The organism is Pseudomonas sp. EA_15y_Pfl1_P101, from assembly GCF_963970835.1.
Taxonomy (GTDB): Bacteria; Pseudomonadota; Gammaproteobacteria; order Pseudomonadales; family Pseudomonadaceae; genus Aquipseudomonas; species Aquipseudomonas tritici.
This window is the reverse complement of the sequence record NZ_CAXAPA010000008.1, coordinates 34,661-54,501: the sequence shown is the minus strand read 5'-3', so window position 1 is coordinate 54,501 and position 19,841 is coordinate 34,661. Positions and strand designations below refer to the sequence as shown.

The window sequence follows — 19,841 nt, the reverse complement described above, 5'->3', positions numbered from 1 at the left end:
CCCTTGATATCATTTGAAGCGATGAACGTTCGACAGTTGCTTGTTGACGCTGAAGTTCTTGCGATACAGCAGCGCCATCTTGCCGATGACCTGAACCAGGTCCGCTTTGCCCACCTTGCACAGTTCTGCAATGGCGGCCAGGCGCGCTTCGCGGTCAAGGATGTTGACCTTGATCTTGATCAGTTCGTGATCGCCCAATGCGCGTTCAAGTTCGGCTAGCACACCTTCAGTCAAACCGTTGTCTGCCACAATCAGAACTGGTTTCAGATGGTGGCCAATGGATTTGTACTGTTTCTTCTGCTCTTGAGTGAGCGGCATAATCTGACCCCTGCGTCTGATCTTGTAAAAAGCGGCGGCCAGTTTACCCGAGCGAGTCCGGGACCGCCCAGTTAATCACGACCCGTTTTATTTTCGAGGTGGCCCGTGGCCCGTTCCAAAACTAGCCTTAAGTGGCTGCAAGAGCATTTCAACGACCCTTACGTCAAAAAGGCGCAAAAGGACGGCTACCGTTCACGGGCCAGTTACAAGCTGCTGGAGATCCAGGACAAGGACAAGTTGATCCGTCCAGGCATGAGCGTTATCGACCTTGGCGCGGCGCCGGGTGGGTGGTCGCAGGTGACCAGTCGTCTGATTGGTGGTCAAGGTCGCTTGATCGCTTCCGACATCCTGGAAATGGACAGTATCCCGGATGTGACCTTTGTTCATGGGGACTTCACCCAGGACGCCGTGCTCGCACAGATCCTTGAGGCTGTGGGAAATTCGCAGGTGGACCTTGTGATTTCCGACATGGCCCCCAATATGAGTGGATTACCGGCCGTCGATATGCCGCGAGCCATGTTCCTGTGTGAACTGGCCCTGGATTTGGCGGGTCGGGTGTTGCGTCCTGGTGGTGACTTCCTGGTGAAGGTCTTCCAGGGCGAAGGGTTTGACGAGTACCACAAGAACATCCGCAAGTTGTTCGACAAGGTGCAGACGCGCAAGCCTGACTCTTCCCGGGACAGGTCCCGGGAGCAGTATCTGTTGTGCCGCGGCTTCCGCGGTGTTGAAGGCGCTGCGAGCGAAGAGCGTTTTTGAGGATTTGGAGGAGGGCGATAGGTTTTTTTATATCGCTTTCGTCACGAAGCTTTACGAATATTGTGTAGTCAAAGTTTCACAAAGGGTTACAGACGGCGCCTGCCAGAGTTGTAGGTAATGTAGTAAGTTAGGCCGGTGAATATCATGCGAAGCGCGCGCCAGTAGCGGAGCTTGCTTCAGAGGGTAGTTAATTGAACGATATGGCAAAGAATCTGATCCTGTGGTTGATCATCGCGGCTGTCCTTGTGACGGTGATGAACAACTTCTCCAGCCCTAATGAGCCGCAGACCCTCAACTATTCCGACTTCATCCAGCAAGTTAAGGATGGCAAAGTCGAGCGCGTAGCGGTTGATGGCTACGTGATTACCGGTAAGCGCGTCGATGGCGACAGCTTCAAGACCATTCGTCCGGCTATTCAGGACAACGGTCTGATCGGCGATCTGGTGGATAACAAGGTCGTTGTTGAGGGTAAGCTGCCTGAGCAGCAAAGCATCTGGACCCAGCTTCTGGTGGCGAGCTTCCCGATTCTGGTAATCATCGCCGTGTTCATGTTCTTCATGCGCCAGATGCAAGGCGGTGCGGGAGGCAAGGGCGGGCCGATGAGCTTCGGCAAGAGCAAGGCGCGCCTGCTCTCCGAAGACCAGGTGAAAACCACCCTGGCTGATGTTGCCGGTTGCGACGAGGCCAAGGAAGAAGTGGGCGAGCTGGTCGAGTTCCTGCGCGATCCAGGCAAGTTCCAGCGCCTGGGTGGTCGTATTCCGCGCGGCGTGCTGATGGTCGGTCCTCCGGGTACTGGTAAAACCTTGCTGGCCAAGGCGATTGCCGGCGAAGCCAAGGTGCCTTTCTTCACTATTTCCGGTTCCGACTTCGTAGAAATGTTTGTCGGTGTCGGTGCAAGCCGTGTTCGCGACATGTTCGAACAAGCCAAGAAGCACGCGCCCTGCATCATCTTCATCGATGAAATCGACGCCGTTGGTCGCCATCGTGGTGCCGGCATGGGCGGTGGTCATGATGAGCGTGAGCAGACCCTCAACCAGTTGCTGGTTGAGATGGACGGCTTTGAAATGAATGACGGCATCATCGTCATCGCTGCAACCAACCGTCCTGACGTGCTGGACCCTGCGCTGCTGCGTCCTGGTCGTTTCGACCGTCAGGTCGTGGTTGGCTTGCCGGATATCCGTGGCCGCGAACAGATCCTGAAAGTACACATGCGCAAAGTACCTATGGGTGACGATGTGGCTCCGGCCGTGATTGCCCGTGGTACTCCAGGTTTCTCCGGTGCTGACTTGGCTAACCTGGTCAACGAGGCTTCGCTGTTCGCTGCCCGTACCGGCAAGCGTATCGTTGAAATGAAAGAGTTCGAACTGGCGAAAGACAAGATCATGATGGGCGCTGAGCGCAAATCCATGGTCATGTCCGAGAAAGAGAAGCAGAACACTGCTTATCATGAAGCCGGCCACGCCATTGTGGGGCGCGTTGTGCCTGAGCACGATCCGGTCTACAAAGTGTCGATCATTCCTCGTGGTCGGGCGCTGGGTGTCACCATGTTCCTGCCGGAAGAGGATCGTTACAGCCTCTCCAAGCGCGCACTGATCAGCCAGATCTGCTCGCTGTACGGCGGTCGAATTGCTGAAGAGATGACGCTGGGCTTCGACGGTGTGACCACTGGCGCATCCAACGACATCATGCGTGCCAGCCAGATTGCGCGGAACATGGTCACCAAATGGGGGTTGTCGGAAAAACTCGGTCCTTTGATGTATGCCGAGGAAGAGGGCGAAGTATTCTTGGGGCGTGGCGGTGGCGGTCAAGGCGCCAGCTTCTCCGGTGAGACGGCCAAGCTGATCGACTCCGAGGTGCGCAGCATCATTGACCAGTGCTACGGCACGGCTAAGCAGATCCTGACCGACAACCGCGACAAGTTGGATGCAATGGCCGACGCGCTGATGAAGTACGAGACCATTGATGCCGACCAGATTGACGACATCATGGCGGGGCGCACACCGCGCGAGCCTCGCGATTGGGAAGGTGGTTCGGGCACTTCGGGCACGCCGCCTGTGGTTCAGAACGAACGCCCTGAAAATCCGATCGGCGGTCCGGCAGCTGACGTCTAAGGTTTGAAATGACTTCTGCGTTGTCCTCCACCCGGTTGCCTTGCGGCAGCCGGGTTCTTGATTTGGCCCATACACATGTCATGGGCATTCTTAATGTAACCCCCGACTCTTTTTCCGATGGTGGCCGCTTCAGCCAGCTTGATGCCGCGCTGCGTCATGCCGAGGCAATGGCGGCGTCGGGGGCGACCCTTATTGATGTCGGCGGTGAGTCGACTCGCCCTGGTGCTCGCGTAGTTTCTCCCCTGGAGGAGCTGGAGAGGGTGGCGCCGATAGTTGAGCGAATCTCCCGAGAATTGGATGTGATCATTTCGGTTGATACGTCGACCCCCGCCGTGATGCGCGAGACTGCGCGCCTGGGAGCCGGGCTGATCAACGATGTACGCTCTCTTCAGCGAGATGGCGCGCTGGATGCGGCCGCGGCTACCGGTTTGCCGGTGTGCCTGATGCATATGCTGGGTGAGCCCGGCAACATGCAGGACAACCCTCACTATGATGATCTTGTTGGTGAAGTGAGTGGTTTTCTCGCTGAGCGGATTGCTCAATGCGCTGCCGTAGGGATTGCGGCTGAAAAGATCATCCTCGATCCCGGCTTCGGCTTCGCCAAGACCCTGCAACACAATTTAAGCCTTTTCAAACATATGGAATCCCTGCACGCACTTGGTCGGCCGCTGTTGGTCGGTGTTTCGCGCAAGAGCATGATCGGGCTGGCGCTGAATCGTCCGGTGGGTGAGCGGCTGTACGGTGGTCTTGCACTGGCAGCGCTCGCGGTAACGAAGGGCGCACGCATCTTGCGTGTGCACGATGTCGCCCAGACGGTGGATGTGGTGCGTATGATTGCTGCGGTAGAATCAGCCGAATAAGAATGATGGAGCACTTATGACTAAAAAATACTTTGGCACCGACGGTATCCGTGGTCGGGTCGGCGAATTTCCAATTACCCCTGACTTCATGCTCAAGCTGGGTTGGGCGGCGGGTATGGCGTTCCGCAGTATGGGCGCGTGCCGCATCCTGGTCGGCAAGGACACCCGTATTTCGGGTTACATGTTTGAGTCCGCACTGGAAGCAGGCCTGTCCGCTGCGGGTGCCGATGTAATGCTGCTGGGGCCTATGCCGACACCGGCGATCGCCTACCTGACGCGTACCTTTCACGCTGAAGCCGGTATCGTGATCAGTGCCTCGCACAACCCCCATGATGATAACGGTATCAAGTTCTTCTCGGGCCAAGGCACCAAGCTGCCGGACGAGATCGAGTTGATGATTGAAGAGCTGCTGGATGCGCCGATGACGGTGGTTGATTCCAGCAAGCTGGGCAAGGTGTCGCGAATCAATGACGCGTCTGGCCGCTATATCGAATTCTGCAAGAGCAGTGTGCCGAGCAGTACCAGTTTCGCCGGCCTCAAAATTGTGGTCGACTGCGCTCATGGTGCTACCTACAAAGTAGCGCCCAGCGTATTCAAGGAATTGGGCGCGGACGTGACGGTGCTGTCGGCTCAGCCGAACGGCTTGAACATCAATGATAACTGCGGCTCCACTCACATGGGGCAGTTGCAGGCGGCCGTCCTTGCCGAGCATGCCGACTTGGGTATTGCCTTCGATGGTGATGGCGACCGCGTTTTGATGGTGGATCACACCGGCGCCATTGTGGATGGTGATGATCTGTTGTTCATCATTGCACGCGACCTGCATGAGCGTAACAAGCTGCAAGGCGGCGTTGTCGGCACGCTGATGAGTAATCTGGGGCTTGAGCTGGCCTTGGCAGACCTGGGTATCCCGTTCGTGCGCGCCAATGTTGGTGACCGCTATGTGATCGCCGAACTGCTTGAACGCAACTGGCTAGTGGGTGGCGAGAATTCCGGGCACGTTGTCTGCTTCCAGCACACCACCACAGGCGATGCGATTATTGCTGCGCTGCAGGTGCTGCTGTCATTGCGTCGTCGCGAAGAGAGCCTCGCCCAGGCGCGTCAGGCGCTGCGTAAATGTCCTCAAGTGCTGGTCAATGTGCGGTTTGCCGGTGGCGAAAATCCGATCGATCACCCTGCTGTCAAGGAGGCGTGCGAGCGCGCGACCCTGGCAATGGCGGGGCGTGGCCGTGTGTTATTGCGCAAGTCCGGCACAGAGCCTCTGGTGCGCGTCATGGTCGAAGGTGACGACGAAACACAGGTTCGCGGCCATGCCGAAGACCTGGCAAAACTGGTAACTGAAGTTTGCGCCTGAATTCGGCTTGCCAGTGATGATGTGGTTGGGTAACATCTGCGCCCACTTTGACCGACGAGGTACAGCATGCGTCGCACTATGGTAGCTGGTAACTGGAAGATGCACGGTACCCGCGCCAGTGTCGCTGAGCTGATCAATGGCCTTCGTCATCTGGCCTTGCATAGCGGTGTTGACGTTGCGGTTTTCCCACCCTGCTTGCATATCAACCAAGTGGTTGATGGCTTGAAAGGTAAGTCGATCCAGGTCGGCGCGCAGAATTCTGCGGTGGAGCCGATGCAAGGTGCGTTGACCGGTGAAATTTCGCCGAGTCAGTTGGTCGATGCGGGTTGTTCCTATGTGCTTGTTGGGCACTCCGAGCGCCGCCAGATGATGGGCGAGCGTGATGGGACACTCAATCGCAAGTTCGCCGCAGCGCAGGCTTGTGGCTTGATTCCAGTGTTGTGCATAGGGGAAACCCTGGAGCAGCGTGAATCGGGCAAGACTCTTGAAGTTGTCTCGCGTCAGCTAGGCAGCATCATCGAGGAGCTGGGTGTTGGTGCGTTTGCAAAAGCAGTAATTGCTTATGAGCCGGTCTGGGCTATTGGTACCGGGCTGACTGCTACACCGCAACAGGCGCAGGATGTGCACGCAGCCATCCGCGCGCAGTTGGCGGCAGAGAATTCTGAAGTCGCACAAGGTGTGCGTCTTCTATACGGCGGCAGCGTGAAGGCGGCCAATGCGGTCGAACTGTTCGGCATGCCGGATATCGATGGGGGGCTCATTGGTGGAGCTTCCCTGAATGCAGATGAGTTCGGTGCGATCTGTCGCGCCGCGGGAAACTGAAAAAATGCTGGAAACAGTCGTAGTCGTTTTTCATCTGTTGGCTGCCCTGGGCGTAGTTGCCCTGGTTTTGCTGCAACAGGGTAAAGGTGCGGATGCTGGTGCGTCTTTCGGTGCAGGTGCTTCAAATACTGTGTTCGGAAGCCAAGGTTCCTCTACCTTTCTTAGTAAGTTTACTGCTATACTTGCCGCCGGTTTCTTCATAACCAGCTTGGGGTTAGGTTACTTTGCTAAAGAGAAAGCTCATGTGCTGACTCAAGCAGGTTTGCCAAACCCAGCAGTGTTGGAAGTACCAAAAGCAAAACCGGCTTCTGATGATGTCCCGGTGCTTCAAGAGCAAAAGTCGGCTACTCCAGCGACTGACGTGCCTCCAGCTCAAGAGCAGAAGTAAGAAGGTTGTAAATGCTGTATTGCCGAGGTGGTGGAATTGGTAGACACGCAACCTTGAGGTGGTTGTGCCCATAGGGTGTAGGGGTTCGAGTCCCCTTCTCGGTACCAATTATCAGGAAAGCCCGCTGTTGCGGGCTTTCTTGTAGGTGGAAGGTTACATTGACCCTGTAAGGGATCAGTCGTATACTTCCGCCCCAGCTTTGTCGCGGGGTGGAGCAGTCTGGTAGCTCGTCGGGCTCATAACCCGAAGGTCGTCGGTTCAAATCCGGCCCCCGCAACCAGTTTTAGCGGAGCCCCTTTTAAGGGGCTTTTTGTTAGCTGGACACTTTCAACGCCGCTGTTCGACGGCGTTTCAAGGATGGGCGTTTCGCCCATTTTTTTATTTTGCACAGCATGCACATACATGCACGAGGGGGTTCAGGTGTCGAGCAAGCTAGAAGAGTTGCAGGCCTTGCTGGCCCCGGTGGTCGTGGCCCTAGGCTATGAATGCTGGGGTATTGAGTTTTCGGCTCAAGGTCGCCACTCAATGTTGCGCGTTTATATCGATAAAGAGGGCGGCGTGCTGGTGGACGATTGTGCCATTGTCAGCCGTCAGATCAGCGGTGTGCTGGATGTTGAAGATCCAATTGCTGTTGAATACACCCTCGAAGTTTCCTCGCCAGGCATGGAGCGCCCACTGTTCACTATTGATCAGTTTGCAAAGTTTGCCGGTGAACAAGTGAAGATCAAGCTGCGATCCCCGTTCGAAGGGCGACGCAATTTTCAGGGCCTTCTGCGCGGTGTAGAAGAGCAGGACGTTGTGGTGCAAGTGGAAGACCATGAGTTCCTGTTGCCGATCGATATGATCGACAAGGCCAACATTATTCCCAGTTTTGGCTGAGACGCGGATCCCGCGGATCCAATGGCTTGCGAAAGGCGAGGCGTACGATGAGCAAAGAAGTACTGCTGGTTGTTGAGTCGGTATCCAATGAAAAGGGCGTACCGGCAAACGTGATTTTTGAAGCGCTGGAGCTGGCCCTGGCCACTGCTACCAAAAAGCGTTTTGAAGACGAAGTAGATCTGCGTGTGGAAATCAACCGCCACACCGGTGCCTATGAGACTTTCCGTCGCTGGACGGTCGTCGAAGAAGCCGATCTTGATGATCCGGCCATCGAAACCTGGCCGAGCAAGGTTGCCGAAACGCACCCTGGCGCCAATGTCGGTGATGTCGTAGAAGAAAAGATCGAATCGATCGAGTTCGGCCGTATTGCTGCACAGACCGCCAAGCAGGTCATCGTGCAGAAGGTTCGCGAAGCCGAGCGCGCTCAAGTCGTTGACGCTTATCGCGAGCGCCTGGGTGAAATCATCTCCGGTACCGTGAAAAAAGTCACCCGCGACAACGTGATCGTTGACCTGGGCAACAACGCTGAAGCGTTGCTGGCCCGTGAAGACATCATCTCTCGCGAAACCTTCCGTGTCGGCGTGCGTCTGCGTGCGCTGCTCAAGGAAATCCGCACCGAGAACCGCGGCCCTCAGTTGATCCTGTCGCGTACCGCGCCGGAAATGCTGATCGAACTGTTCCGTATCGAGGTGCCGGAAATTGCCGAAGGCCTGATCGAAGTCATGGCTGCGTCCCGCGACCCGGGTTCGCGCGCCAAGATCGCGGTCCGTTCCAAGGACAAGCGTATTGATCCGCAAGGTGCTTGCATTGGTATGCGCGGTTCGCGCGTCCAGGCAGTGTCTGGCGAATTGGGCGGTGAGCGTGTGGATATCGTGCTGTGGGACGATAACCCGGCTCAGTTCGTGATCAACGCGATGTCGCCGGCTGAAGTGGCGGCAATTATCGTTGACGAGGATGCCCATGCAATGGACATCGCCGTTGGCGCAGACAACCTGGCTCAGGCCATTGGTCGTGGTGGTCAGAACGTGCGTCTGGCCAGCCAACTGACCGGTTGGACCCTGAATGTGATGACCGAATCGGACATCCAGGCTAAGCAGCAAGCAGAAACCGGTGACATCCTGCGCAACTTTATCGAAGAGCTCGAAGTCGATGAAGACCTGGCACAGGTGCTGGTAGATGAAGGCTTCACCAGCCTGGAAGAGATTGCCTACGTACCGTTGGAAGAAATGCTCAACATCGACGGCTTTGACGAAGACACCGTCAACGAGCTTCGCGCTCGGGCCAAGGATCGTTTGTTGACTAAAGCCATCGCTACTGAGGAAAAGCTGGCAGACGCCCATCCGGCCGAAGACCTGCTCTCGCTTGAGGGTATGGACAAGGATTTGGCGATGGAACTGGCGGTGCGCGGCGTAATTACCCGCGAAGACCTGGCCGAGCAGTCTATTGACGATCTGCTCGACATCGACGGCATTGACGAAGATCGTGCCGGCAAGTTGATCATGGCCGCCCGAGCCCATTGGTTCGAGTAACTAGGCGCGGCCTGAGGAGAGAAGTGCATGACGCAAGTCACGGTGAAACAACTGGCCGATGAGGTCAAAACACCGGTAGAGCGCCTGTTGCAGCAGATGCGTGAGGCAGGTCTGCCGCACACCGCCGCCGATGAAGGTGTGAGCGATAGTGAGAAGCAGTCTTTGCTGACTCACTTGAAGAGCAGCCACAAGGCGAAAGTGGAAGAACCGCGCAAGATTACATTGCAGCGCAAAACCACCAGCACACTGCGTGTTGCGGGTAGCAAGAGCATCAGCGTTGAAGTACGTAAGAAGAAAGTCTTCGTACAACGCAGCCCGGAAGAAATCGAAGCCGAGCGCAAACGCGATCTGGAAGAACGTCGCGCAGTAGAAAATGCTGCTCGTCAGAAGGCTGAAGAAGAAGCCAAGCGTCGCACCGAAGAAGAAGCGCGTCGCCAGCCTGCGACTACTGAATCGGTCTCCGCGCCTAGCGCGCCAGTAGAAGCTGTGCGTGAGGCCGCTCCGGTTGCCGCGGCACCAGCACCTGCTGCTGATGCCCGCAAGCGCGAAGAACCTCGCCGTCCGGACAAACCACGTGCTGACGATAACAATCGTCGCGGCGGCGGCGGTGATGGCGAGCGCAAAAATGCTCCGCATCGTGCCTCGGTCAAAGAGAAAGCGCCTGCGCCACGCGTTGCCCCACGTACTACCGACGAAGAAAGCGATAGCTTCCGTCGTGGTGGTCGCGGCAAGGCCAAGCTGAAAAAACGCAACGCCCACGGTTTCCAGAGCCCAACCGGCCCTGTCGTGCGTGATGTGCAGATCGGCGAGACCATCTCTGTTGGCGATCTCGCCAATCAGATGTCGGTCAAGGCTGCTGAAATCATCAAGTTCATGTTCAAACTGGGCACCCCAGCGACCATCAACCAGGTGCTTGATCAGGAAACTGCTCAGCTGGTAGCCGAAGAACTGGGCCACAAAGTGACCCTGGTCAGCGACACCGCCTTGGAAGATTCCCTGGCCGAGTCCCTGAAGTTTGAAGGTGAGACGTTCTCCCGTGCGCCAGTTGTGACCGTAATGGGCCACGTTGACCATGGTAAAACTTCCCTGCTCGACTATATCCGTCGTGCCAAGGTAGCTGCTGGCGAAGCCGGTGGTATCACCCAGCACATCGGTGCGTACCACGTTGAAACCGAACGCGGCATGGTCACCTTCCTCGACACCCCAGGTCACGCCGCGTTTACCGCAATGCGTGCCCGTGGTGCCAAGGCGACTGACATCGTGATCCTGGTAGTTGCAGCGGACGACGGCGTGATGCCGCAGACCATTGAAGCTGTCCAGCACGCCAAGGCTGCGGGTGTTCCACTGGTTGTTGCAGTGAACAAAATCGACAAGCCGGGCGCCGATCTCGATCGCATCCGTAGCGAACTGTCGGTTCACGGCGTGACTTCCGAAGAGTGGGGCGGTGATACGCCGTTCGTTTCGGTCTCGGCGAAAGTCGGTACTGGTGTAGACGAACTGCTCGAAGCAGTCCTGCTGCAAGCCGAAGTACTCGAACTGAAAGCAACGCCATCGGCTCCAGGTCGCGGTGTTGTGGTTGAATCGCGTCTCGACAAAGGTCGTGGCCCGGTTGCAACTGTTCTGGTTCAAGACGGTACCCTGCGCCAAGGCGACATGGTGCTGGTCGGTTCGAACTATGGCCGTGTACGTGCCATGCTCGACGAGAACGGCAAGCCAATCAAAGAAGCCGGTCCTTCCATCCCTGTCGAGATCCTCGGCCTTGATGGTACTCCGGACGCTGGCGACGAGATGAGCGTGCTGTCGGACGAGAAGAAAGCCCGTGAAGTGGCTCTGTTCCGTCAAGGCAAGTTCCGCGAAGTCAAACTGGCTCGTGCTCACGCCGGCAAGCTGGAAAACATCTTCGAAAACATGGGCCAGGCAGAGAAGAAGACGCTCAACATCGTCCTCAAATCTGACGTCCGTGGTTCTCTCGAAGCGTTGAACGGCGCCTTGAACGGCCTGGGTAACGACGAAGTGCAAGTGCGTGTTGTCGGTGGCGGTGTCGGTGGTATCACTGAATCCGACGCCAACCTGGCACTGGCTTCCAACGCTGTACTGTTCGGTTTCAACGTGCGTGCCGATGCTGGCGCTCGCAAGATCGTCGAGCAGGAAGGCCTGGACATGCGTTACTACAACGTCATCTACGACATCATCGAAGACGTCAAGAAAGCCCTTACCGGCATGCTTGGCAGCGATGTCCGGGAGAACATCCTGGGTGTGGCCGAGGTGCGTGATGTGTTCCGCTCGCCGAAATTCGGCGCGATCGCCGGTTGCATGGTTATCGAAGGTGTTGTGCACCGTAACCGTCCAATCCGTGTACTGCGTGAAGACATCGTTATCTTTGAAGGCGAGCTGGAATCCCTGCGCCGCTTCAAGGATGACGCTTCCGAAGTGCGTGCCGGCATGGAATGCGGTATCGGCGTCAAGAGCTACAACGACGTTAAGCCTGGCGACAAGATCGAAGTCTACGAGAAGGTCCAGGTTGCTCGCAGCCTCTAACTCGCGCACTTCAGGAGCCACACGGCGTGTGGGCATGCAAATGCCTCGCGCTGTGTCCGGACTCTAAACGCAACGCCCGGTCTGGCTTTTGTCAGGCCGGGCGTTTGCCGCTTTCAGACCCCACGGGTTTCACCGTGTGGCAGTAACAGGTAACAAGACATGGCAAAAGAATACAGCCGTACCCAGCGTATCGGCGATCAGATGCAGCGTGAGCTGGCCCAACTGATCCGTCGCGAAGTCAAAGACCCCCGCGTTGGCCTAGTCACCATCACCGCCGTTGAAGTGAGCCGTGACGTGGGTCACGCCAAGATCTTTATCACCGTGATGGGGCAGGACAACAGCGAAGAAATCGCACAAAGCATCAAGGTGCTCAACTCGGCAGCGGGTTTCCTGCGCATGCAGTTGGCCCGTGAGATGAAGCTGCGCAGCGTTCCTCAGTTGCACTTCCACTACGACGAAAGTGTCGTGCGTGGTGCGCACCTGTCGGCTCTGATCGAGCGCGCCGTGGCTGAAGACAGCCAGCGCCCGTCCACACCTGAAGACGCCAAGGAGTAAGCGGTGGCTCAGGTCAAACGTATACGTCGCAACGTCAGCGGCATCATTCTGCTCGACAAACCCATTGGCTTTACCTCCAATGCCGCGTTGCAGAAGGTCCGCTGGCTGCTCAATGCCGAGAAGGCCGGGCACACCGGCAGCCTCGACCCCTTGGCCACTGGCGTGTTGCCGCTGTGCTTTGGCGAGGCGACCAAGTTCTCGCAATACCTGCTCGATTCCGACAAGGGTTATGAAACCCTGATGCAACTGGGCAAGACCACTACCACGGCCGACGCCGAAGGTGATGTTTTGCAGGTTCGCGACGTGACCGTTGGTCGTGCTGATATCGAAGCTGCTTTACCCGGTTTTCGTGGGAAAATCAGTCAGATACCGCCGATGTACTCGGCGCTCAAGCGCGATGGGCAGCCTCTTTACAAGCTGGCACGTGCGGGCGAAGTAGTGGAGCGCGAACCGCGTTCTGTTACTATTGCGCGCTTGGAATTGCTCGCCTGTGAAGGCGACACCGCCCGCTTGGCCGTTGACTGCAGCAAAGGCACCTATATCCGTACTCTGGTGGAAGATATTGGTGAAAAGCTCGGTTGCGGTGCGTACGTTGCAGAACTGCGACGCACCCAGGCCGGTCCTTTCAGCCTGGCCCAGACGGTCACGCTGGAAGAGTTGGAAGCGGTACATGCCGAAGGTGGCAACGAAGCGGTTGATCGCTTCCTGATGCCTTCAGACAGCGGCTTGCTGGATTGGCCGTTGTTGCACTTCTCGGAGCACAGCGCGTTCTACTGGCTCAACGGCCAACCGGTGCGTGCCCCGGATGCTCCGAAGTTCGGTATGGTGCGGGTACAGGATCATAACGGTCGCTTTATCGGTATCGGTGAAGTGAGCGAAGACGGGCGCATCGCGCCGCGTCGACTGATTCGGTCAGAATGACCGGAACCAGTTTGTGGTAAAAGCGCAGTAGCTTTTACGCAAACTGGAACGAGTGTGGCTGTTAACAGGCACGGTCAACACTCATTTTTAGATACAGGGATTTATCCCTGGCCTGTTGAAACTGCCCTTTGGGTGGTTTCCTGAAAAAAGGATTGCCTCATGGCTCTCGACGTTCAAGAAAAAGCACAAATCGTAGCTGACTATCAGCAAGCTGTTGGTGACACTGGTTCGCCAGAAGTGCAAGTTGCACTGCTGACCCACAACATCAACAAGCTGCAAGGTCACTTCAAGGCCAACGGTAAAGACCACCACTCCCGTCGTGGTCTGATCCGCATGGTAAACCAGCGCCGTAAGCTGCTGGACTACCTGAAAGGCAAGGATCTGGGTCGCTATCAGGCTCTGATCGGTCGCCTGGGTCTGCGTCGCTAATAAGCGATTGCGCTAGAGGTTGGTTGTCTGCCGTGTGTCAGTGGGATTCCCGCTGGCCCATGGCAGGCTCCCAGCCTCAAGTTTTATCTGGATACACGTTTTACCCTGGACGAGGGTCGGGCCGATTCCCGACATTGCCCAAGAATTTCGCAAGAAGACAAGTTCCCCAAGAGCCACAAAGAAGGTAGGACACCGTGAACCCGGTTATCAAAAAATTCCAGTTCGGTCAGTCGACCGTTACTCTCGAGACAGGCCGTATCGCCCGTCAAGCCTCCGGCGCAGTGCTGGTTACCGTTGACGACGACGTTACCGTTCTGGTGACCGTTGTTGGCGCCAAGACCGCTGACCCGAGCAAAGGCTTCTTCCCTCTTTCCGTTCACTACCAGGAAAAGACTTACGCTGCCGGTAAGATCCCTGGCGGTTTCTTCAAGCGTGAAGGCCGTCCTTCCGAGAAAGAAACCCTGACTTCCCGACTGATCGACCGTCCGATCCGTCCGCTGTTCCCAGAAGGCTTCATGAACGAAGTGCAGGTTGTCTGCACCGTCGTTTCCACCAGCAAGAAGACCGATCCGGACATCGCTGCGATGATCGGTACCTCGGCTGCCCTGGCTATTTCCGGTATTCCTTTCGATGGCCCGATCGGCGCTGCCCGCGTTGCCTTCCACGAAAGCACCGGTTACCTGCTGAACCCGACTTACGAGCAACAGAAAGCTTCGAGCCTGGACATGGTCGTAGCCGGTACCTCGGAAGCCGTGTTGATGGTTGAATCGGAAGCCAAAGAGCTGACCGAAGACCAGATGCTGGGCGCCGTGCTGTTTGCTCACGACGAGTTCCAGGTTGTGATCAACGCTGTTAAAGAATTGGCTGCCGAAGCTGCCAAACCAACCTGGACTTGGGCTCCACAGCCTGAAGCCACCGCACTGCTGGGCGCTATCCGTGCCGAATTCGGCGACGCGATCTCCCAGGCCTACGCCATTACCGTCAAGGCCGACCGTTACGCTCGTCTGGGTGAGTTGAAGGATCAGGTTGTTGCCAAGCTGTCCGGTGAAGAAGGCCAGCCTTCTTCCAGCGAAGTCAAAGCTGCTTTCGGTGAAATCGAATACCGCACCGTTCGCGAAAACATCGTTAACGGCAAGCCACGTATCGACGGTCGCGACACCCGCACTGTACGTCCGCTGAACATCGAAGTCGGCGTTCTGCCGAAGACTCACGGTTCGGCCCTGTTCACCCGTGGTGAAACCCAGGCTTTGGTCGTTGCAACACTGGGCACCGCCCGTGACGCACAACTGCTGGACACCCTGGAAGGCGAGAAAAAAGACCCATTCATGCTGCACTACAACTTCCCTCCGTTCTCGGTGGGTGAGTGTGGTCGCATGGGCGGCGCTGGTCGTCGCGAAATCGGTCACGGTCGTCTGGCGCGTCGTTCGATCGCCGCCATGCTGCCGGCTGCTGACGTGTTCCCGTACACCATCCGTGTTGTGTCGGAAATCACTGAGTCCAACGGTTCCAGCTCCATGGCTTCGGTCTGCGGTGCTTCCTTGGCGCTGATGGACGCTGGTGTGCCGATGAAGGCACCGGTTGCCGGTATCGCCATGGGCCTGGTTAAAGAAGGCGAGAAGTTCGCCATCCTGACCGACATCCTGGGTGACGAAGACCACCTGGGCGACATGGACTTCAAAGTGGCCGGTACCGCCAAAGGTGTTACCGCGCTGCAGATGGACATCAAGATCAAGGGCATCACCGAAGAAATCATGGAAATCGCTCTGGGCCAAGCCCTGGAAGCGCGCCTGAACATCCTCGGCCAGATGAACCAGATCATTGGTCATTCCCGTACCGAACTGTCGGAAAATGCTCCGACCATGATCGCGATGAAAATCGACACCGACAAAATCCGTGATGTTATCGGTAAAGGTGGCGCGACCATTCGTGCGATCTGCGAAGAGACCAAGGCTTCGATCGACATCGAAGACGACGGCTCGATCAAGATCTTCGGCGAAACCAAGGAAGCTGCAGAAGCGGCGCGTCAGCGCGTTCTGGGCATCACCGCGGAAGCCGAGATCGGCAAGATCTACGTCGGTAAGGTTGAGCGCATCGTCGACTTCGGCGCATTCGTCAACATCCTGCCGGGCAAAGACGGTCTGGTTCACATCTCCATGCTGAGCGACGCTCGCGTTGAGAAAGTGACCGACATTCTGAAAGAAGGCCAGGAAGTGGAAGTACTGGTACTGGACGTGGACAACCGCGGCCGTATCAAGCTCTCCATCAAGGACGTAGCAGCAGCCAAGGCTTCGGGCGTTTAATTACCCGCCGCTGTAGGCTGAAAAAAAGGACTCTTCGGAGTCCTTTTTTTATGCCTATAAGAAAATCTCTAGAAATCAGTCGCTTAGTTATACCTAAAACCCGCAACTTGCATGCAGGCAAGTTCCTGTTCATGCAAGTTGCACGATTTCGAAGAAAGAAAATTTTATTAAGCTATTGATTTATAAGGATTTATTTTGTGAGAGTGAGTTGGCACAGTGCCTGCAACAACCCTGTTAGCGCTGCAGCATCAAGGTTCACACACTGCAGTCTTTTAATAAAACAGGAGTTACTCGTATGAAGAAGTTCGCTCTCGCTACTGCTACCGCTCTGACCCTTGCCATGGGTGCTAACGTGGCCTTTGCCCAGACTTCCCAAGCGCCAATGACCCTGGCTGCTGGTGAAGTGACCAAGGCTAAAGAAGCCACCTCGGACACTTGGATCACTACCAAAGTCAAAGCTGACCTGCTGACTGAAAAAGGCATCCCGGGCTCGGACATCGAGGTTGAAACCAACAAAGGCGTGGTTTCCCTGTCTTCCGAAGTCGCTGTCTCGGACGCTCAGAAAGCTACTGCTGTGGCGATCACCAAGAAAATCAAAGGTGTGACTGCGGTTTCTGCTGATGGCCTGATGGCTGGCGGTGCAACTAAAGCCGATAACATGGACAAAACCAAGGCCGCTGCTGCTGACGCCAAAGGCGCTACCTCGGATACTTGGATCACCACCAAAGTGAAAGCTGACTTGGTAACCGAGAAAGGCATTCCTGGCACCGACATCAAAGTCGAAACCAACAAAGGCGTGGTTTCCCTGTCGTCCTCTACTGCCGTGACTGAATCGCAGAAGTCCACTGCCGTGGCAATCACCAAAAAAATCAAAGGCGTTAAAGCTGTATCGGCTGATGGCCTGAAAGCAGAGTAACGCTCCAGAGTTCGCCTGAACTAAACGTCGGCGGCGGCGAGTGAGCTAGATATACACTCAACGCACCTCCACCAGTTCATGCGACCGACCACACGGATGTGGTCATTACAGGCCCCGGCACTTGTGTCGGGGCCTGTTCTATTCTGGCTCGGAATACGTTTTGTAGGCTTATGAAGATAAAATGTGGGAGCGAGCAAGCCCGCTTCCCCATTCAGGTGTGCGTAGAGGTCGGGTTACTCAGCATCCAGATGCATCGGTGTCACCACTCGACCATCCTTCTCTGCCTGCCCGAGGTTGGCATCGATGAAGTACACCCGGTCATCTTCCAACTGTCCTTTGTCTACCAGGTAATCCTTGATAGTGCTTGCGCGGTCTTGGCCCAACTGGCGCAGCAACACATCACTGCCACTCCAGAATTTGATAACGCCGTCCTTCAGCTTGGCGGTACGTTCATCGCGGCTGAGGTCTTTCCACTCCGCCGGCGGCTGCTGTTTCAGACGGGTGCGGTAGATGCCTTCCAGCAACGGTGCTTTTTCACTTTCCGGTACTTCCAGCAAGGAAGCCTGGGCCGGAACCTTGTCACCACGGCGTTGCAGCATCTTGTAGTAGTTGTATTGGTATTCGCGTTCCAGGCGCTGCGCGGCGAGGAACGGCCCGTCGCTGCTGGCAGCGGCCGTGCCTTCGATTTCCAGGCGCAGCGCAGGGCGCTCTTTAAGCGCCTTGGCCAGCGTGTTCAAGGCACCCTCGGCGTCTTTGTTCAGCTCGCTGGAACCCGGTCCGAACGAGACATTACCGAGGTCTTCCGAGCCCCCCCCGGTCACCAGCCCACCGATGAACGTGAAGGGCGCCGTCGCCGCGCGGACCACGAGATTGCGCAGGGTCTGCCAAACGATCGGCATTACGCTGAATTGGGGGTTGTTCAAATCGCCCGTTACTGGCAACTCGATGGTGATTTTGCCGTTAGTGTCTTTGAGTAGCGCAATCGCCAGGCGAATCGGCAAGTCCACCGCATCAGTGCTGTCGACCTTCTCGCCCAGTTGCAATTGTTCGACGACCACTTTGTTTTCGGCCTTCAATTGGCCCTTGGTGATCACGTAGTGCAGGTCAAGGTTGAGTCGGCCCTTGCGGATACGGAAGCCGGCGAACTTGCCGGAGTAGGGCGTCAGGTTAGTCAGTTCGACGCGCTTGAAGCTGGTGGCGATGTCCAGCGCCGCCATTGGATCAAACGGATTCACGCTGCCTTTGATGGTGACGGGCGCGTAACGGTCTACCTTACCCTTGATGTCGACGCTGGCCGGTTTGGCCTGGCGGCTGTCGATAGTGCCGATTTTTCCGTTGAGTTGTTGAATCGCAGTGGCGAAATTAGGTGTGAGGCTGAAGTCGGCAAAGTTGGCGGAGCCGTCGTTGATCGCAATCTGGCCGATACGAATGCCCAGGGGCTTATCTTTGCTGGCCGGTTTGGCTGCTGACTTAGTACCACTGTCGGCCGGCTGTGGAATCAGCAGGTCGTCGATGTTGGTGGTGCGGTCATCATTGATCATGAAGCGCGCATACGGTTGCAGCAGGTTGACCTTGTCGATCGACAGGCTGTCGCCGTGCTGATAGTTCACGCCTTCGAGTACCAGGCGCTGCCATTTGAGGAAATCGCGCGTTTTGAGGGTGTCCAGGGTGTGCAACTGGTCGACCTGCGCCCGACCGGTGACCTGCAACTTCAGAGGGTCGGTGCCTTTCAGGTTCACATCAAGATTGCTGCCGAGCATGCCGCTACGCAGTTCCAGGCGAATGAACGGACTGATGTAGGACTGGGCGACCCGCAGGTCGATGTCTTGGGTATTTACCTTCAGCTTGGCGCTGACTGGGTTGAGGTTGACCTCTCCGGTCGCCTGGATTTTGCCTTGCTTGCCCAGCCCCGTGTCGAGCTTCAAGGTGAACGGGTTCTGGTTGAGGCTATCGAAGTTCTGCACATCGACGTTCAACGGGCCCAGTTCCAGCGCAACCGCCGGCTTGGCCTGACGGTCGGCCAGGTGCACTTGATAGTTGCGTAGTTGCACATCCTTGAGCAGGACCTGCCACGGTTTGCTCGGCGCCGCAGGTTCGGCTTTTGGCGAGTCGGCAGTGGCCGGAGCGCTGACAGGCTCCGGCGCCTTGGCGGGTTTACTGGGTTGACTGGCGAACAGTTTCTGCCAGTCCAGTTGCCCATCGGCCTCAAGGGCCGCCCAGGTTTCCAGCTTGTTGCTGCGGATCTTACCGACAATTACCTGCTGCTTGGCCAGGTCCACCGTGGTCTCGCTGACGTCCAAGCGCTCCAGGCGCACCAACGGCCGGCCGTCCGGTGCTTTGATGGCAAATGGCGCGATGCTGGCGGCGGTGTTGGTCAGGTTCAGTTCTGTCTCTTTGGCCAGGCTGAACGTGTATTCGGTGCTGAAGTTGAGCACACCGTCTTCCAGCACCAGGGGCAACGCATCACGTACATAGGGCCACCAGGCTTTCATCTTGCCATCGGTGACCTTCAGCGTACCTTCGGAGGTAATCGGCACCAGGCTGAAATTACCTTTCCAATCGATTCTCCCACCGTCAGGCCCCGCCGCGACCAGCGTCATGTCGGCATTATCTTCAGGCAGGGTGCTGAGGTTTTTCAGCTCGAAGTCGAGTGAGTCGTATAGAAATTCGATAGGTTCGCTGGGGCGCAAGTCTTGAAAATGCACATAGCCGCTCGACAGTTTGATGCCATCGACACGTAACGGGAAAGGCTTGGCATTCGGATCGGCGGGGGCGGGCTCGCTGGCGGGCAGCTTGAACAACTGCGCCAGATTCAACTTGCCGGACTTGTCGAACAGCAACTCGGTCTTGGGCTTGTCCAATTGCACATCAGCCAGGTGCAGGGCTCGGGTCCATAGACTGTCGATTTGCAGGTTGGCGTAGAGCCGTTCGAAACCCACTTGTTCATTGCCAGGCTCGCCTATTTTGAGCCCCCATGCCGTCACTTCCAGGCTGAACGGGTTGAGCTCTATTCGCTCGATCCGGGCTGGCACCGTCGCGTAATTGGCCAGTTGCTGGTTGGCAATGCGAAGCGCGATACCGGGGAGAATCAAAAAGCCCAGCAAGCTGTAAAGGGCAAGGGCGGTCAACAAAGCGCCAGCGGCGCGAATCAATCCTTTGGGCATG

The 19,841-nt window shown here is 56.8% G+C and carries 16 protein-coding genes and 2 tRNA genes; 16 read left to right on the top strand and 2 right to left on the bottom strand.

All coding sequences use genetic code 11. The annotated features are described in order from the left end of the window. Positions 1 to 9: 9 nt before the first annotated feature. Positions 10 to 318: a YhbY family RNA-binding protein gene (locus AACY36_RS14165; RefSeq protein ID WP_017139256.1), complete on the bottom strand. Its 309-nt coding sequence runs from the start codon at positions 316 to 318 to the stop codon at positions 10 to 12. A gap of 105 nt (positions 319 to 423) precedes the next feature. Here AACY36_RS14165 and rlmE point away from each other — a divergent pair, with 105 nt between their 5' ends. The 16 genes from rlmE (at position 424) to AACY36_RS14085 (ending at position 16,676) form a co-directional block, all read left to right on the top strand. After that, positions 424 to 1,074, top strand: a complete 651-nt coding sequence (rlmE, locus tag AACY36_RS14160) for a 23S rRNA (uridine(2552)-2'-O)-methyltransferase RlmE (RefSeq protein ID WP_032862906.1) — start codon at positions 424 to 426, stop codon at positions 1,072 to 1,074. A gap of 200 nt (positions 1,075 to 1,274) precedes the next feature. Continuing rightward, positions 1,275 to 3,185 carry an ATP-dependent zinc metalloprotease FtsH gene (gene ftsH / locus AACY36_RS14155; RefSeq protein ID WP_339420291.1) on the top strand — a complete coding sequence of 637 codons (1,911 nt, stop codon included), beginning with the start codon at positions 1,275 to 1,277 and terminating at the stop codon, positions 3,183 to 3,185. A gap of 8 nt (positions 3,186 to 3,193) precedes the next feature. Further along, the gene (gene folP, locus AACY36_RS14150; RefSeq protein ID WP_339420292.1) at positions 3,194 to 4,045 is read left to right on the top strand and encodes a dihydropteroate synthase; all 852 of its coding nucleotides are present in this window, start codon (positions 3,194 to 3,196) and stop codon (positions 4,043 to 4,045) included. A gap of 16 nt (positions 4,046 to 4,061) precedes the next feature. Next, positions 4,062 to 5,399, top strand: coding sequence for a phosphoglucosamine mutase (glmM, locus tag AACY36_RS14145; protein WP_339420293.1), 1,338 nt, complete (start codon positions 4,062 to 4,064; stop codon positions 5,397 to 5,399). A 66-nt stretch (positions 5,400 to 5,465) separates the two neighbouring features. Beyond that, a complete protein-coding gene (tpiA, locus tag AACY36_RS14140; RefSeq protein ID WP_339420294.1) occupies positions 5,466 to 6,221 on the top strand; it encodes a triose-phosphate isomerase in 756 nt (251 codons plus the stop codon). Between the two features lie 4 nt (positions 6,222 to 6,225). After that, entirely contained in the window at positions 6,226 to 6,609 is a 384-nt protein-coding gene (gene secG / locus AACY36_RS14135; RefSeq protein WP_003235031.1) for a preprotein translocase subunit SecG, read from the top strand. 21 nt (positions 6,610 to 6,630) lie between these two features. Beyond that, positions 6,631 to 6,716 (top strand) — tRNA-Leu (locus AACY36_RS14130). A gap of 96 nt (positions 6,717 to 6,812) precedes the next feature. Then, positions 6,813 to 6,889, top strand: a tRNA-Met gene (locus tag AACY36_RS14125). A gap of 140 nt (positions 6,890 to 7,029) precedes the next feature. Next, the gene (gene rimP, locus AACY36_RS14120) at positions 7,030 to 7,488 is read left to right on the top strand and encodes a ribosome maturation factor RimP (protein WP_049713475.1); all 459 of its coding nucleotides are present in this window, start codon (positions 7,030 to 7,032) and stop codon (positions 7,486 to 7,488) included. A 47-nt stretch (positions 7,489 to 7,535) separates the two neighbouring features. Then, positions 7,536 to 9,017, top strand: coding sequence for a transcription termination factor NusA (nusA, locus tag AACY36_RS14115; protein ID WP_049711491.1), 1,482 nt, complete (start codon positions 7,536 to 7,538; stop codon positions 9,015 to 9,017). 27 nt (positions 9,018 to 9,044) lie between these two features. After that, a complete protein-coding gene (gene infB, locus AACY36_RS14110) occupies positions 9,045 to 11,555 on the top strand; it encodes a translation initiation factor IF-2 (RefSeq protein ID WP_339420295.1) in 2,511 nt (836 codons plus the stop codon). Between the two features lie 159 nt (positions 11,556 to 11,714). Then, the gene (gene rbfA / locus AACY36_RS14105) at positions 11,715 to 12,110 is read left to right on the top strand and encodes a 30S ribosome-binding factor RbfA (protein ID WP_065875288.1); all 396 of its coding nucleotides are present in this window, start codon (positions 11,715 to 11,717) and stop codon (positions 12,108 to 12,110) included. A 3-nt stretch (positions 12,111 to 12,113) separates the two neighbouring features. Beyond that, positions 12,114 to 13,031, top strand: a complete 918-nt coding sequence (truB, locus tag AACY36_RS14100; protein ID WP_339420296.1) for a tRNA pseudouridine(55) synthase TruB — start codon at positions 12,114 to 12,116, stop codon at positions 13,029 to 13,031. Between the two features lie 159 nt (positions 13,032 to 13,190). Then, positions 13,191 to 13,460, top strand: a complete 270-nt coding sequence (rpsO, locus tag AACY36_RS14095) for a 30S ribosomal protein S15 (protein ID WP_003176135.1) — start codon at positions 13,191 to 13,193, stop codon at positions 13,458 to 13,460. A gap of 194 nt (positions 13,461 to 13,654) precedes the next feature. Beyond that, on the top strand, positions 13,655 to 15,760 hold the full coding sequence (gene pnp, locus AACY36_RS14090) for a polyribonucleotide nucleotidyltransferase (RefSeq protein ID WP_339439270.1): 2,106 nt from the start codon (positions 13,655 to 13,657) through the stop codon (positions 15,758 to 15,760). Between the two features lie 295 nt (positions 15,761 to 16,055). Beyond that, on the top strand, positions 16,056 to 16,676 hold the full coding sequence (locus AACY36_RS14085; protein ID WP_339420298.1) for a BON domain-containing protein: 621 nt from the start codon (positions 16,056 to 16,058) through the stop codon (positions 16,674 to 16,676). A gap of 233 nt (positions 16,677 to 16,909) precedes the next feature. Here the strand turns inward: AACY36_RS14085 and AACY36_RS14080 are convergent, their stop codons facing one another. Beyond that, a complete protein-coding gene (locus AACY36_RS14080; RefSeq protein WP_339428319.1) occupies positions 16,910 to 19,840 on the bottom strand; it encodes a DUF748 domain-containing protein in 2,931 nt (976 codons plus the stop codon). Position 19,841 lies beyond the last annotated feature (1 nt).

What these genes read in the sequence shown, in the direction of transcription:
- AACY36_RS14165 (WP_017139256.1), bottom strand. Translation starts at nt 318, where the DNA reads ATGCCGCTCACTCAAGAGCAGAAGAAACAGTACAAATCCATTGGCCAC.
- ftsH (WP_339420291.1), top strand. Translation starts at nt 1,275, where the DNA reads ATGGCAAAGAATCTGATCCTGTGGTTGATCATCGCGGCTGTCCTTGTG.
- folP (WP_339420292.1), top strand. Translation starts at nt 3,194, where the DNA reads ATGACTTCTGCGTTGTCCTCCACCCGGTTGCCTTGCGGCAGCCGGGTT.
- glmM (WP_339420293.1), top strand. Translation starts at nt 4,062, where the DNA reads ATGACTAAAAAATACTTTGGCACCGACGGTATCCGTGGTCGGGTCGGC.
- tpiA (WP_339420294.1), top strand. Translation starts at nt 5,466, where the DNA reads ATGCGTCGCACTATGGTAGCTGGTAACTGGAAGATGCACGGTACCCGC.
- secG (WP_003235031.1), top strand. Translation starts at nt 6,226, where the DNA reads ATGCTGGAAACAGTCGTAGTCGTTTTTCATCTGTTGGCTGCCCTGGGC.
- nusA (WP_049711491.1), top strand. Translation starts at nt 7,536, where the DNA reads ATGAGCAAAGAAGTACTGCTGGTTGTTGAGTCGGTATCCAATGAAAAG.
- infB (WP_339420295.1), top strand. Translation starts at nt 9,045, where the DNA reads ATGACGCAAGTCACGGTGAAACAACTGGCCGATGAGGTCAAAACACCG.
- rbfA (WP_065875288.1), top strand. Translation starts at nt 11,715, where the DNA reads ATGGCAAAAGAATACAGCCGTACCCAGCGTATCGGCGATCAGATGCAG.
- rpsO (WP_003176135.1), top strand. Translation starts at nt 13,191, where the DNA reads ATGGCTCTCGACGTTCAAGAAAAAGCACAAATCGTAGCTGACTATCAG.
- AACY36_RS14085 (WP_339420298.1), top strand. Translation starts at nt 16,056, where the DNA reads ATGAAGAAGTTCGCTCTCGCTACTGCTACCGCTCTGACCCTTGCCATG.
- AACY36_RS14080 (WP_339428319.1), bottom strand. Translation starts at nt 19,840, where the DNA reads ATGCCCAAAGGATTGATTCGCGCCGCTGGCGCTTTGTTGACCGCCCTT.